The sequence below is a fragment of the Rhodovarius sp. genome (assembly GCF_040399605.1).
In the GTDB taxonomy this organism is placed as follows: domain Bacteria; phylum Pseudomonadota; class Alphaproteobacteria; order Acetobacterales; family Acetobacteraceae; genus Rhodovarius; species Rhodovarius crocodyli_A.
The window spans coordinates 14,511-27,717 of sequence record NZ_JBBARU010000047.1 but is presented as its reverse complement, the minus strand read 5'-3'; the positions used below and the strand labels follow the sequence as shown (position 1 = coordinate 27,717).

Genomic DNA, 13,207 nt, shown 5'->3' with positions numbered 1-13,207 from the left:
CGCCTGCGCCCTAGCTCAGGACCTGGGCACCGCGCTGCGTTTGTCGCTCGGTACCATCGGGGCTGGCGGGACGATGCGATGACCCGGCCAGTGCTGCGCCTGATCGCCGACGACCTGACCAGCGTGCTGGCCTCCGCCGCCGAATTGACCGGGCTGTGTGACCCGGTGCCCCTGCGCTGGACGGATGACGTTGACGTAGCTGCCATCCGCCGCCTGCTCGACAACAACCCGCGCGAGATGAGTTACAAGCAAATTCTCGCGATCTATCGCGCGGCCCTGTGAGGAGATACCCATGCCCGACGCCGGCGTGATCGACCGCCCCGAAATCCTCGCCCCCGCACCGGGCGACCCGGCGCGCATGGAGGCCTTCATACCCACACCCTGCGTGCAGAACCACGCGGCCTTCCTGCTGCCACTTCCCGGTGGCGATGTGGGCTGCGTGTGGTTCGGCGGCACGCAGGAGGGCGTGCCAGACATCTCGGTACACTTTTCACGCATGGAAGCCGGCGCGGATCGATGGTCGCCGGCGGTGCGGCTGTCGGACGATCCGACGCGATCCGAGCAGAACCCGCTGCTGTTCAACGCGCCCGATGGCCGGTTGTGGCTGCTGTGGACGGCGCAGGTCTCCGGCAATCAGGACACCGCCATCATCCGTCGCCGTATCTCGGCCGATGGCGGCCGCAGCTGGGGGGCGATCGAGACGCTGTTCGGCGAGCAGCCCGGTTTCGGCACCTTTATCCGTAGCCCCATCGTGGTGCTCGACAATGGCGATTGGCTGCTGCCGATCTGGCGCTGCACCAAGCCGCCAGTAGGCGCCTGGATCGGTGATCTCGACACCAGCTCGGTGATGATCTCCGCCGATGCCGGCGCCACCTGGACGGAAATTGCCGTACCCGGCAGCACGGGCTGCGTGCATATGAGCATCGTCGATTTGCGCGACGGCACTCTGGCGGCGTTCTATCGCAGCCGCTGGGCGGATCGGATCTATCGCAGCCAGTCTTCGGATGGTGGCCGAAGTTGGTCCGCGCCGGAACCCACCGAACTGCCCAACAACAACTCGTCCGTGATGGTGACGCGCCTTGCCGATGGTCGGCTCGCCATAGTCTACAACCATTCGAGCGAGGCGGATGCTACTGGCCGGCGCCTGTCGCTCTATGACGACATCGGCGGCGATGACCTCGCCCCCGCCGCCCCGCCCGCGGGCCGCAGCGCCTTCTGGGGCGCGCCGCGCGCACCGATGACGCTGGCGCTGTCCACCGACCAGGGCCGCACGTGGCCGGTTCGGCGCGACCTTGAGACCGGCGATGGCTACTGCCTGACGAACAATTCGAAGGACCAACTCAATCGGGAATTCTCCTATCCGTCGCTCTGCCAGACGCCCGATGGCGCACTACACATCGCCTACACCTATTGGCGCCAGGCTATAAAATACGTGCGCGTCGCACCCGACTGGGCGTTAGGATACGGCGCATGACGGAACAGCATCCGCGCGGCGTTTACTCCGCTGCGCTGACCCCGGTGACCACAGAGGGCACGCCGGACGCCACACTGTTCGTCACCCATTGCCAGCGCCTGCTGGCCGAGGGCTGCGACGGGATCGCGATGCTCGGCACCACGGGCGAGGCGAACTCCTTTGCCAACGACGAACGCCGAGCTCTGCTGGAGGCGGTAGTCGCCGCCGGTATCGCACCCGACCGACTGCTGCCCGGCACCGGCGTCGCCGCGCTCAGCGAGACGGTGGCGCTGACCCGGCACGCGCTGTCTCTTGGTGTGACCACGGTCGTGATGCTGCCGCCCTTTTACTACAAGGGCGTCACCGAGGACGGGCTGTTCGCCGCCTATGCCGAGGTGGTGCAGCGCCTAGCAGATCCGCGGCTGCGCATCGTGCTGTATCACATCCCGCAGATGTCGGCAGTGCCGATCCCCTTCCCGGTGATCGCGCGGCTGCGCGCCGCCTATCCCGGCACTTTCAGCGGGATCAAGGATTCCGCCGGCGACCTCGCGCATATGGAGGCGCTGGTCGAAGCCTGTCCCGGCCTCGCCGTGCTGGCGGGCGCCGACCCGCTGATGCTGCCGTTGCTGCGCAAGGGGGGCGCGGGCTGCATCACCGCGACCTCTAACCTGGTCGCTGCCGATCTTGCCTTCGTGTTCCGCCACTTCTCTGACCTCAACCGGGCGGCGGAGGTGGAGGCCGCGCAGGCGCGCATTGTCGCCATGCGCAATCGTGCGTCGCGCTTCGCGCAGATGGCGTCGCTGAAGGCGTTGCTCGCGGACCGCACCGGGGAGGAAGGCTGGCATCGCCTGCGTCCGCCGCTCCTGCCGCTGAGCGAGGCTGAGCGCGGCGCGCTGCTCGTCGAATAATCGTTTCAACACGGGCGCCTGCAATGTTGCGCAGCCCTTCGGAGGGAAATTACCATGAACTGTCGTCATCTTCTCGCCACTGCCGCCGGCGGCGTTGCGGCCTTGGCCGCGCCTGCCATCCAGGCCCAGGAAGCCTGGCCGCATGCACGGCCGATCCGCGTGATCTGCCCCTGGCCACCAGGGGCTGCGAATGACGCGCTGGCGCGGTTGACGGCGGCACGCCTGCAGGAAAAGCTCGGCGTTACCGCCGTGGTCGAAAACCGCACCGGCGGCGCCGGCCTGATTGGGACCAATGCCGTTCTCCAGGCGGCGCCGGATGGCTACACCCTGCTTGCCTCTGCCTTCAACACGGCGGTCATGCCGCTGGTGCTGCGCGGGGCGACCTTCGATCCGCAGCGCGACCTCGAAGTGATGGCCCGCACGGCAGCCGCGCCGCTGGTCATGGTGATGAGCGCCCAGCGCCCCCAGCGCACACTGGCCGAGGTGCTCGCGGCCGCCAGGGAACGGCCGCAGGAGTGGAACTTCGCGCTCTCCTCGCTCGGCTCGGCCGGGCACCTCGCGACCGTCGATTTCATGCGCCGCAGTGGCGTTCAGATCAATCTGGTGACATATCGCGGTACGCAACCCGCGCTGACCGACCTGATCGCGGGCAACGCCCAATTGCTCATTGACCCGAGTTTCGCCCTGCTGCCGGCTGCCGCCGATGGTCGGGTCCGCGCGCTTGGCATCGCGACGGCAGCGCGCTCGAGCCTGGCGCCGAACGTGCCGACCATGACGGAGGCCGGCCTGCCCGGCTTCGAGTTCCAATCCTGGTACGGCGTCTGAGCCCCGAAGGGCACGCCGGCTGAGATCAACCAGCGAGTAAACGACCTGATGCAGGAGACGATGCGCGAGCCGGCCATCCTCGAGCGGCTGAGAAGCCAGATCCTGGAACCGGTGATGGAGAGCATTGTGGACACGCGGCGCTTTATCGCCTCCGAGATCACCCGCGCCACCGAGCTGCTGCACAGCGTCAACTACCAGCCCGAGTGACGAGGGCCGCCATACGGAGCAGGCGCATGCTGGTGATCGGTGCGGGCGCAACGGTTCTCGGCGCGCCGGGCATCGGGCGCGCGCAAGCGGCTTGGCCGCTGGGCCGGCCGATCCGCGTGATTTGCCCCACGCAGCCGGGCGCGGCGGATGACATGCTGGAGCGCCTGCTGCGCAGCGTGTGAATAAGCACCGAAGTGGGACCCCCTACGAATTCTGCATAAGCTCTTGCGGATGCGGAATTTTATTTGGGGTGAGGTGCCGATCAGGACCCGATTTGAACGCCATATTTCTAATCCTTCTCAATAGGTTAGAAGAAGTTGCGGCCGGCGTCCCGCTACGGTGCCGCTCCACACCAGTACCTCTACCTCGTGGCCCCTCTTATTCAGGCCCGCAGCGAATCCGCCTATCGTGTGCTGCGCCCAGCCCGTCGCCCAGGCGTTCTGCGCGACGGTCGCGCACTTCGGGCCGGCGACGCAACACCGCGACTACGTTGGTGACGCCTTCTGCCAAATTGATCACCTCGACGGTGGCGGCGGGCGCGACTTCCTTCACGGTGGCCGCGGCCACGACGGCGCGAGGGTTGAGCGGCGGATTGGGCGGGGTGAACCAGAACGGGCAGCAGGGTTCCCGGCTTTATCCCCTCATGATGATGGCGCCGGAGGGTTCGACCTCGGCCGTCCAGCCCGGCGGCACCAGGGTGGTGGCGTCCAATTGCGTAATGATGGCGGGGCCGGAAATGCAAGCGCCTGCCCCCATGCCTGAACGGTCATAGATGGCGGCCCGGGCCTGGCCCTCCGGCAGCCGTATGCGCTGGTCGCCGATGGGCCGGGCAGTGCCCGGCGCCGGGCGGGCCGCGGCCGCGCCATGCAGTCGACCGGTGGCGGTGATCCGCAGGGTGACGATCTCGATGCCGATGCCGGGCAAATCGAAGCCGTAGAGCGCAAGATGGGCCTCCGCGAAGGCCTCGCCCAGCCCGCTCAGGCCGGACCAGGGGATGGGCAGTTCGAAGCCCTGCTCCGCATAGCGCATCAGCACGCTGAGGGCACTATTCCGGTCGGCCGGGGGCACGGCTTCATCGGCGAACCAAGTCGCGGCGTCAGCCTCCAGCGCTGCAAAGCCGGCTTCCAGCTTGGCCGCGGCGGCTGCGGCCAAGGGCATGGTCACGCTGCGCGAAAACTCGGCCCGCAGATCCGCCGCCACCAGCCCCTGGGCGCACAGCACGCCGGGCGCGCGCGGCACCAGCACGGTGCGGATGCCCAGAAGCGTGGCCAGCGCTGCGCCATGCAGCGGCCCGGCCCCGCCGAAGGGTACCAGGGCAAAATCGCGCGGATCATGCCCGCGCTCTACGGAGACCACGCGGATGGCGCCGACCATGTTGTTGTCGGCAATGGCTAGGACGCCGCGCGCCGCCGCCTCCACGGACAGGCCGAGCGGGCCGGCGATGCGTGCCAGCGCCGCCTCTGCCCGCGCCGCATCCAGCGCCATGCGCCCGCCCAGCAGGCTGGCCGGCAGATGGCCGAGGTAGAGATGCGCGTCGGTGACGGTCGGCTCCTCGCTACCCTTCCCATAACAGGCGGGGCCGGGCGCGGCGCCCGCGCTTTTAGGGCCCACCGTCAAGGCGCCACCGGGCGAAACCCGGGCGATGGAGCCACCGCCGGCACCGATCGTCACCATGTCCAACATTGGCAGTGGCAGTGGCCAGGGGCCGACCCGACCGGATTGCGTCAGGCCTATCCGCCCCCCCGTGATCACGCAGATATCAGCTGAGGTGCCGCCGATATCCACGGTGATGAGGTTGTCGAAACCCGCCGCCGCGCCGTCCGCCCGCGCGCCTACCACGCCGGCGGCGGGGCCGGAGAGTGCGGTCTGCGCCGGCGCGCGGCGGATGGCGGCGGCACCGGCGACGCCGCCATTGGATTTCATCAGCAGCAGGGGGGCTGAGACCCCGGCCTCGGCCAGCCGCGCCTCCAGCCGCGCGATGTAGGTCGAGACGGCGGGCATCACGGCAGCGTTCAGAACGGTCGCCATCGAACGCTCATATTCGCGCACCACCGGCAGGACCTCGTGCGAGGCGGTGATGGCCAGGCCGGGCAGAAGCCCGCGCAGGAGGGTGGCGGCGCGCGCTTCATGCGCGGCGTTGGAAAAGCTGTGCAGGAAGCAGATGGCCAAGGCCTCCGCCGCCATCGCACGAATGGCCTCGGCCACGCCCGGCAGGGCCGCTTCGTCGAGCGGTGTGATTTCCTGGCCATCGGCGCCGATACGTCCGGCGACTTCAAATACATGCTCAGGCGGCACGGGGCGGCGCGGCTTCACCCAGGCCCAGAGATTGTCTCGCCGGGGCAGGTCGGCGCGGCCGATTTCCAGCACATGGCGGAAGCCCTGGGTGGTGATCAGCGCCGTGCGGGCGGTGCGGCCTTCCAGAATCATGTTGGTCGCTACCGTGGTGCCATGCAGCACCCGGCCGACCTGGGCGGGGTCCCGCCCGGCCTCGGCCAGCGCCATCAGCACGCCGGTCAGAAACCCCTCGGAAGGGTCATGCGGGGTCGAGGGGGTCTTGGTCGTCCAGGACTCGCCGGTGGCGACATCCTGCAAGGTGACATCAGAAAACGTGCCGCCGATATCCACAGCAACGAGAAGCGGGCGCTCAGCCGAGGACATCGGCGTATTCCCCACGGTGGAAGGCTTTGGTGGCTGGGCGAGGGCCGTTGCGAGTGCCATCGCGCAGAACGCCGTAATCGCGCGCCGCCGCCTCGGCACTGACGAAGCCGCCGCGGATATCGGCCAGCACGGCCTCTACCGGGCGATCATGCGGGTGGCCCCAACCACCGCCGCCGCCGGTGAACAGCCGCACGATGTCGCCCCGCTTCAGCCGCGTGCCGTCCGAGAGTGAGGGCAAACGCCGCTCATCTGGCCGGCCTGGATTGACCACGGCACTGCCCACGCCGCCGTTCATGCCGCCCGCCACGCCCCAGGGCGGGTTCAGCACGGTGTCGACCCGCACGGCGAGCGTGGCGCTCTCGGCGACGATCTCGTAGTCCCGCTCCACCCCGCAGCCGCCGCGATAGCGCCCGGGCCCGCCGGAGTCGCGGTGAAGCGCGTAACGCAGCAGCCGGATCGGGTAGGAGAGTTCCATGAACTCCACCGGGTAGTTTTCCTGGGCGACGAAATAGACGGCGTCGGTGCCATCGGCGAAGGGCCGCGCGCCATAGCCCACCCCTACGCCATCGCTCATCAGAAAGCCCTCGCCGCGCAATGTTAGCACGACGTAGGCGGAATGGGCGGCGGGCGCTTCTCCGGCGCGGGCGGTGGCGACCAGGCCATGGAAGGCCGCCAGCAGCCGCATCATGGTGATGCCGCGCAGGCCGAGGGGCGCCGGCGCCCGCGGCGCCAGCAGCGAACCGGGGCGCAGCCGCACCTCATCCAACGCGCGCGGGCCGCCGGCATTCAGCACCTGGCCTTGCTCACCCTGGAGGAAATAGAGCCCCAGCGCCATGCCCGGCACGTCGGGGTGCATCAGCAGGTTGACCGGTCCCGCCGCCTGGTCGTCCGTTTCGGTGGTGTCGAGGATGAAGCGGTCATCCTCCGTGCGGATCAGAGCCAGACGCAGCCGGAAGGGGCCGTTCCCCTGACCGTCTGAATCGATCGCGTCGGTGAAGCGGGTAACACCCACCGGAAACGTCGCGCGCAGCTTGTCGCGCACCACGGTCTCGGTACGGGAGAGCAGCTGCGCCAGCGCATCGGCCAGCACATCGGGGCCGAAGCGCTGGGCGATTTCCTCCAGCCGCTTCTCGCCCAGGCGGACGGCGGCCATCAATGCGCGGGTGTCGCCCTGCGATTGCATGGGGTAGCGGCCGTTGCGCCAGAAGACTTCCAGCAGCGCCTCATTCGTCTCGCCGCCGCGCATAAGCCGCACGGGGGGGATGATGATGCCCTCCTGAAAATGATCCGTGGCATCGGGGCTGAGCGAGCCGGGCCGCAGCCCGCCAATATCGGAAAAATGCGCCCAGCCCATGACGAAGCCGATGCGCTGGCCGTCTACGAAGGCGGGGGCCAGGAACACCTGGTCGTTGGAATGAGAGACGGCACCGCGACTGCCATAGCAGTCATTGTACCAGTAGAGATCGCCGGGGAGCATGGATTCGAGCGGGAATTTCGCGGCCACCGGGCCCACGATATCGCCGAAGATCGGTAAATCGCTGCCCACCGCCATCGCACCATCCGCGTCGAACAGGGCGGTATAAAAGTCCTTCTTCTCACGGATGAACGCTGACATGGCGGTGCGTTCCAGCAACGCCTCCATCTCGGCCTGCGCGGCGCGGGCGGCGCCGCGGATGATTTCCAGCGTGACGGCGTCACAGCTCATGCGGCGGCTTCCCAGTGGTGGCAGGCAACGCTGTGACCGGTCTCCACGGCCTCAGGTGCCGGGTCGGTGCGGGCGCATTCCGCGCTGGCCAGGGCACAGCGGGGATGGAAGCGGCAGCCGTCGGGGACGCGCTTCAGCGAAGGCGGCTCGCCCGGCAGCGAGGGGCCGGCGGCGCGCCCGTCCAGATGCGGGGCGGCGGCCAGCAAGGCGCGGGTGTAGGGGTGGCGGGGATTGGAGAACAGTGCATCGGCTGGCGCTTCCTCGACGATGCGGCCGAGATACATCACGCCTACACGATCACACACCCGGCGCACCACCGTCAGGTCATGCGAGATGAACAGGTAGGTCAGCCCGAACCGCCCGCGCAGGTCATCCAGCAGCTGTAGCACCGAGGCCTGGACGGAGAGATCCAGCCCCGCCGTGGGCTCGTCCAGAACCACCAGCCGGGGGCGCAGAAGCAGAATACGCGCAAGGCCGATGCGGCGTTGCTGACCGCCGGATAGCTCATGGGGGTAGCGATCGGCCATGGCGGGACTGAGGCCCACGGCGTCGAGCATCGCGGCGATGCGGCTCGTGCGTTCCGCCGGCGCCACGCCGTGGATGGCCATCCCTTCTGCCAGGGTTGCGCCCACCCGCCACCAGGGGTCCAGCGCCGCACCGGGGTCCTGATGGACATACTGGATGTCGCGCCGCGCCGCGCGGGCGGCGGGCGGGGCGAGGCCGGACACCCGCGCGCCATCAAGCAGAATTTCGCCCGCGGCTTCGCGCTGCAGCCCGAGCAGGGTGCGCGCCAGGGTGGTCTTGCCGCAGCCGCTCTCCCCCACCACGCCATAGGCCTCGCCGGCCCGGATCGAGAGATTGACCCCATCCACCGCGCGCAGCGGCTGCGCCGCGCGGAACAGTCGGGCGGGCCGGCCGAGATCGGTCATGAGCCCACGCGCCGCCAGAAGCTCAGACAAGGGCAGGCTCCGGATGTGCACAGGCCAGGCTGCGGCCCTCGGTGATGGCCAGCAAGGGCGGCACGGCGTCGGCGCAATGTGCTTGCGCCTGCGGGCAACGGGGATGAAAGCGGCAGCCCGAGGGCTGCGCTGTGGCCGGCGGCACGGTGCCGGGAATGCCCGCCAGCTCCACCGCCCGGTCGGGGTGGCAGGCTAGCAGCAGGCGTGTGTAGGGGTGGGTGGGGGCGTCCAGAACGGCACGCGTCGGCCCGGCCTCTGCCACCCGGCCGGCGTAGAGCACGGTCACCGCATCGCAAAGGCTGGCCAGGACGCCGAAATCATGCGTGACGAACAGCATGGACAGCCCCCGCGCCCGTGCGATTTCCCGCAGCAGGCCAAGGATTTCGCGCTGCGTCGTCACATCCAGCGCGGTTGTCGGCTCATCGGCGACGACCAGGCTGGGCTCACAGCTCAGGGCGGCGGCAATGAGCAATCGCTGGCGCTGGCCGCCCGAGAATTCATGCGGGTATTTTCGTAGCGCCGCCTCAGGGTCCGGCAATTGTACGGCGCGGAGCAGGTCCAGCAGCTTGGCACGATGGTCGGCGCGCGTGCCCGTCGCGTGGCGGCGCATGATCTCAAAAATCTGGTCGCCGGCGCGGAAGGTGGGGTTGAGCGAAAGATAGGGGTCCTGCGGCACGAAGCCGATGCGGCCGCGCGCCTGCGCCGCCTGGTCAGGCAAGATGTCGCGGCCCTCGAACATCACCCGCCCCCGCGCGGTGGCGCCGCGCGGCAATATCCCCAGCATCGCCCGCAGCAGGGTGGATTTGCCGCAGCCGCTTTCCCCCACCACGCCCATGATCTGACCAGGTGCAACCGTGATGGACACACCATCGAGGATTTGTGCGCCCCCGCGCATATCCACCCGCAGCCCCTCGATATCGAGCAGGGCGGTCAATGCCGGCTCCGCCTGAGACGTGGGTCCGCAGCATCGCGCAGACCATCGCCAAGCAGGTTGAAGCCCAGCACCAGCAACAGGATGGCAAGGCCCGGGAAGGTGGCGAACCACCACGCATCGGGCAGATGCTGCCGCGCCTCGGATACCGCCAGCCCCCAATCGGGCGTGGGCGGAGTGGCGCCAACGCCGAGGAAACCGAGGATGGCGGCGGTCAGGATGGTGAACCCCATGCCAATGGTGGCCCGCACCAGCACCGCCGGCGCGGCATTGGGTAGAACATGCAGGAACAGGATCCGTGCGGGATGGGCGCCGATGCCCGCCAGTGCATCCACGAACAGCGCGCCGCGCAGCCGCCGCGTCTCGGCAAAGACAGTACGGGCAAAAAAGGGCCAATAGGTGAGGGCGAGGGCCACCATGGCGGTGAAGATGCCCGGCGCCAGAAGCTGCCCCAAAGCCAGCGCCAGGATCAGCTGCGGCACCGCCAGGAAGACGTCGGTGAAGCGCATCAGCCCCTCCGACAGCCAGCCATCGCGCCAGCCCGCGATCAGGCCGACAGGCACGCCGATCAGCATGGCCGCCAGCACCACGGCCAGGGCAACCAGCAAAGCGCTGCGCGTGCCCAGGATGACGCGGGAGAAGATGTCGCGGCCCAGATTGTCGGTGCCGAACAGGAACTCGGCCGAGGGCGGTCGCAGCCGCTGCATGATGTTGCTTTCAAAGGCGTCGTCGGGAAACGGCGCCAACCAGTGCGCGAAGGTCGCCACAAAGACGGCGAACACCACGATGAGGAGCCCAAACGCTGCCACCGGATCACGCATCAGGTGCCGCAGCGCGGTCATTGCAGAGCCACCCGCGGGTCGATCAGCGCCTGCGCCACATCCACCAGCACATTGACCGCGGCATAGATCACGCCGACCACGAGTGTGACCGCCAGCAGTGCCTTGTAGTCGGCCGAGAGGATGGCCTGTACCGCATAGGTCCCCAAGCCGGGCCAGTCGAACACCGCCTCAATGGCCACGGCACCCGAGATCAGTGCGCCGAACAGCAGGCCGATCTGAGTGACGGTCACTGTGATGGCGTTGCGCAGCACATAGATGGTGGCGAGGCGGAACCGGCCGTAGCCGGCGGCACGGGCATACAGCACGTAATCCTTCTGCAACGCCTCCAGCACACCCGAGCGGGTGAAGCGGGCGATGGTGGCCAGCCCCGGCAGCGCCAGCGTCACCGCTGGCAGCACGAGGTGCCGCGCCGCATCGACGAACATGTCGCCGCGGCCGGCCAGAAGGCTGTCGATCAGCAGGAAGCCCGTGACGCGGGGCGGCAGGCCCAACGGAACATCCATTCGCCCGCGCAGGGGGAGCAGGTCCCACTCCATGGAGAATTGCAGCTGCAGCATGATGGCTAGCCAGAAGGAGGCCATGGCCAGCCCGCCCACGCTCAAAACCCGCACCAGATGGTCAATCGGCCCATTGTGGTTCAGCGCCGCCAGCAGCCCGAGCGGGATGCCCAGGCAGGTCGCCAGCAGCAACGCCACGAAGGTGAGTTCCAGAGTTGCCGGCAGGCGGCGAGCAATGTCCTCCGAGACAGGTCGGCCGGAGAAGATGGAATTGCCCAGGTCGCCCGACAGCACCTGACGCATATGCACCCACGCCTGCTCCATGATCGGACGATCCAGGCCGTAGCGGGCACGGATATCGGCGATTTGCGCCGGGGTGGCCGCATCCCCCGCCAGCGTCGCCGCCGGGTCGCCGGGAATGACCCTGGAAAGGATGAAGGTTAGCACCACCAGCCCGAACAGGGCCGGCAGCGCCAGGGCGATGCGGCGGGCGATGTAGGCCAGCATCACTCCGCCAGCGACATCAGCCGGATCTCACCGCCCGACCCGACGGGCGAGAAGGTATAGCCTTCGATCCTGCGCGACAGGCCGCGCAGGTTGACCGTGTTGTACACCCAGATATCGGGCGCATCGGCCACCACGCGACGTGTTGCATCGGCATAGAGGCGCTGGCGCTCCTCCCGGTTCAGGCTGGTGCGGGCGGCGCGCAGCAGGCGGTCAACCTCGGGGTTGGAGTACCACGACGAGGCCTTCCAGGTGCCATGGAACTGGCTGTCATACATCTGGCCCACCCAGTTTTCCGGATCGACGAAATAGGTCGAGACCCAGTGGATCCACATGTCCGGCGTCGTCTCCGAGCGGGTGGTGGAGCTGGTGATGCCGGGCCAGGTATTGGGGACGATGCGCAGCGTGATCCCCAGGCGGCGCAGGTCAGCCTGATACATCTGTGCAGCCTGGACGGTCTGCTCCAGCTCGTTCTGGACATGGATTTCCAGCGGGCGGGACAGGTCCACACCGGCGGCGCGCGCGGCGTCACAATGCGCCCGGGCCCGTGTCAGGTCGAAGGCATAGGGCACGAGGTCGGGCGGGTTGCCCCAGAGGTTATTCGGGTTCGGCCCGCCATTGCGCACCACGAAGCCGCGCAGGATCACATTGTTGAAGCCCTCATAGTTGAAGGCATGCGTCAGGCAGAGCCGCGCGTCCCGGTTGTTGAAGGGCGAGCGCATGTTGTTCATGCGGATGACGAAGACGCGCATGCTCTCGTCACGTGCAACCCGAGTACGGGGGTTGCGCTCCACCCGCTCAACCTGGTCGGTCGGCAGGTAGCTGTCGGTGGCGTCTATCTCGCCACGCAGCAGGGCGAGGACGCGGGTGGAGGTTTCCATGACCGGGCGCGCGCGCACGGTTTCCACCGGGCGCGGGTTGCCGGCCCAGCCGCGGAAGAAATCCGGGAAGCGCTGGATGTCGAGCGAGACGCGCGGCTGGTAATTGCCTGGCAGCACCGAATAGGCGCCCGACCCCGCACTGTTCACCGCCAGCCAGGCCGCACCCCAGTCATTATTGACCACGTTCGGTGCGATGGCCCGGGGGTTGACGATGGCAACCAGCGGCATGGCGGTGAGGAAGGGCGAATAAGGCGAGCTGAGCACAAAGCGCACCGTCAGCGGCCCGGTGGCCGTCACCCGGTCAGGCGTAAGCACCGGGGTGAAGGCAGCCGAGGGCCCACGGTTCATCGTCAACAGGCGGCGGAAGGAATAGACAACATCCTCGGCTGTCATCGCGCTGCCGCCATGGAACTTTACGCCGGCCCGCAGCGTGAAATCCCAGGTCAGCCCGTCGGCCGAGACGGTGTGGCTTTCCGCCAGCCAAGGTTCCAGGCGCGGCGGATTCCCCTGGTAGCGGTAGAGACCGTCATAGACATTCAGCAGCACAAACTGGCTCGGGACGTCAAAAATGGCATGCGGGTCCAGCGTGGCCGGCAGCGTGTCGCCCCAGACCAAGGGGCGGGGGGCCTGAGCCTGGGCGGGCTGCGCCGCCAGCATGACCAAAGCCAGAAACGCCGAACGCAGGAGATGCATCTTCACGGTGTCGCCCTCGCATTGTTGGATCATATGATAACGGCAGGGCGTCGAGCGCAACCACCCCTGTCGCGAGGGATGATCAATCGCGGCCGCCGGCTGCCCCGTCGATGGGCTGAGGTGCCACCGATGCGGGCAGTACGG

Annotated in this window: 12 protein-coding genes and 1 pseudogene; 5 read left to right on the top strand and 8 right to left on the bottom strand. The window is 68.3% G+C overall.

Annotation, left to right across the window (positions count from 1 at the left end; translation table 11 throughout):
• From ABWP84_RS12535 to ABWP84_RS12515, 5 genes and pseudogenes are all read left to right on the top strand, one after another.
• A partial coding sequence (locus ABWP84_RS12535; protein ID WP_353212373.1) for a hypothetical protein occupies positions 1-282 on the top strand: 282 nt, incomplete at its 5' end.
• 10 nt (positions 283-292) lie between these two features.
• The gene (locus ABWP84_RS12530) at positions 293-1,474 is read left to right on the top strand and encodes an exo-alpha-sialidase (protein ID WP_353212372.1); all 1,182 of its coding nucleotides are present in this window, start codon (positions 293-295) and stop codon (positions 1,472-1,474) included.
• On the top strand, positions 1,471-2,361 hold the full coding sequence (locus ABWP84_RS12525) for a dihydrodipicolinate synthase family protein (RefSeq protein ID WP_353212371.1): 891 nt from the start codon (positions 1,471-1,473) through the stop codon (positions 2,359-2,361). The genes ABWP84_RS12530 and ABWP84_RS12525 overlap by 4 nt, the downstream gene beginning before the upstream one ends.
• A gap of 54 nt (positions 2,362-2,415) precedes the next feature.
• A pseudogene (locus tag ABWP84_RS12520) lies at positions 2,416-3,393 on the top strand (Bug family tripartite tricarboxylate transporter substrate binding protein).
• A 26-nt stretch (positions 3,394-3,419) separates the two neighbouring features.
• Positions 3,420-3,575 carry a hypothetical protein gene (locus ABWP84_RS12515; protein ID WP_353212370.1) on the top strand — a complete coding sequence of 52 codons (156 nt, stop codon included), beginning with the start codon at positions 3,420-3,422 and terminating at the stop codon, positions 3,573-3,575.
• 196 nt (positions 3,576-3,771) lie between these two features.
• On the opposite strand, the gene ABWP84_RS12510 is transcribed toward ABWP84_RS12515, so the two are convergent.
• The 8 genes from ABWP84_RS12510 to ABWP84_RS12475 form a co-directional block, all read right to left on the bottom strand.
• Positions 3,772-3,960, bottom strand: a complete 189-nt coding sequence (locus ABWP84_RS12510) for a hypothetical protein (RefSeq protein ID WP_353212369.1) — start codon at positions 3,958-3,960, stop codon at positions 3,772-3,774.
• A gap of 66 nt (positions 3,961-4,026) precedes the next feature.
• The gene (locus ABWP84_RS12505; protein WP_353212368.1) at positions 4,027-6,051 is read right to left on the bottom strand and encodes a hydantoinase/oxoprolinase family protein; all 2,025 of its coding nucleotides are present in this window, start codon (positions 6,049-6,051) and stop codon (positions 4,027-4,029) included.
• On the bottom strand, positions 6,038-7,756 hold the full coding sequence (locus tag ABWP84_RS12500) for a hydantoinase B/oxoprolinase family protein (RefSeq protein WP_353212367.1): 1,719 nt from the start codon (positions 7,754-7,756) through the stop codon (positions 6,038-6,040). The genes ABWP84_RS12505 and ABWP84_RS12500 overlap by 14 nt, the downstream gene beginning before the upstream one ends.
• On the bottom strand, positions 7,753-8,715 hold the full coding sequence (locus tag ABWP84_RS12495) for an ABC transporter ATP-binding protein (protein WP_353212366.1): 963 nt from the start codon (positions 8,713-8,715) through the stop codon (positions 7,753-7,755). The genes ABWP84_RS12500 and ABWP84_RS12495 overlap by 4 nt, the downstream gene beginning before the upstream one ends.
• Entirely contained in the window at positions 8,708-9,649 is a 942-nt protein-coding gene (locus ABWP84_RS12490; protein ID WP_353212365.1) for an ABC transporter ATP-binding protein, read from the bottom strand. The genes ABWP84_RS12495 and ABWP84_RS12490 overlap by 8 nt, the downstream gene beginning before the upstream one ends.
• The gene (locus ABWP84_RS12485; RefSeq protein WP_353212364.1) at positions 9,646-10,488 is read right to left on the bottom strand and encodes an ABC transporter permease; all 843 of its coding nucleotides are present in this window, start codon (positions 10,486-10,488) and stop codon (positions 9,646-9,648) included. Before ABWP84_RS12485 ends, ABWP84_RS12490 begins: the two co-directional genes overlap by 4 nt.
• Positions 10,485-11,492 (bottom strand): ABC transporter permease, encoded by a 1,008-nt coding sequence (locus ABWP84_RS12480; protein WP_353212363.1) that lies wholly within the window; start codon positions 11,490-11,492, stop codon positions 10,485-10,487. Before ABWP84_RS12480 ends, ABWP84_RS12485 begins: the two co-directional genes overlap by 4 nt.
• On the bottom strand, positions 11,492-13,063 hold the full coding sequence (locus tag ABWP84_RS12475; RefSeq protein ID WP_353212374.1) for an ABC transporter substrate-binding protein: 1,572 nt from the start codon (positions 13,061-13,063) through the stop codon (positions 11,492-11,494). Before ABWP84_RS12475 ends, ABWP84_RS12480 begins: the two co-directional genes overlap by 1 nt.
• Between the last annotated feature and the right edge of the window lie 144 nt (positions 13,064-13,207).

Coding starts and splice junctions, on each gene's coding strand:
- ABWP84_RS12530 (WP_353212372.1), top strand. CDS start 293: ATGCCCGACGCCGGCGTGATCGACCGCCCCGAAATCCTCGCCCCCGCA.
- ABWP84_RS12475 (WP_353212374.1), bottom strand. CDS start 13,063: ATGCATCTCCTGCGTTCGGCGTTTCTGGCTTTGGTCATGCTGGCGGCG.
- ABWP84_RS12505 (WP_353212368.1), bottom strand. CDS start 6,051: ATGTCCTCGGCTGAGCGCCCGCTTCTCGTTGCTGTGGATATCGGCGGC.
- ABWP84_RS12525 (WP_353212371.1), top strand. CDS start 1,471: ATGACGGAACAGCATCCGCGCGGCGTTTACTCCGCTGCGCTGACCCCG.
- ABWP84_RS12515 (WP_353212370.1), top strand. CDS start 3,420: ATGCTGGTGATCGGTGCGGGCGCAACGGTTCTCGGCGCGCCGGGCATC.
- ABWP84_RS12480 (WP_353212363.1), bottom strand. CDS start 11,492: ATGCTGGCCTACATCGCCCGCCGCATCGCCCTGGCGCTGCCGGCCCTG.
- ABWP84_RS12500 (WP_353212367.1), bottom strand. CDS start 7,756: ATGAGCTGTGACGCCGTCACGCTGGAAATCATCCGCGGCGCCGCCCGC.
- ABWP84_RS12485 (WP_353212364.1), bottom strand. CDS start 10,488: ATGACCGCGCTGCGGCACCTGATGCGTGATCCGGTGGCAGCGTTTGGG.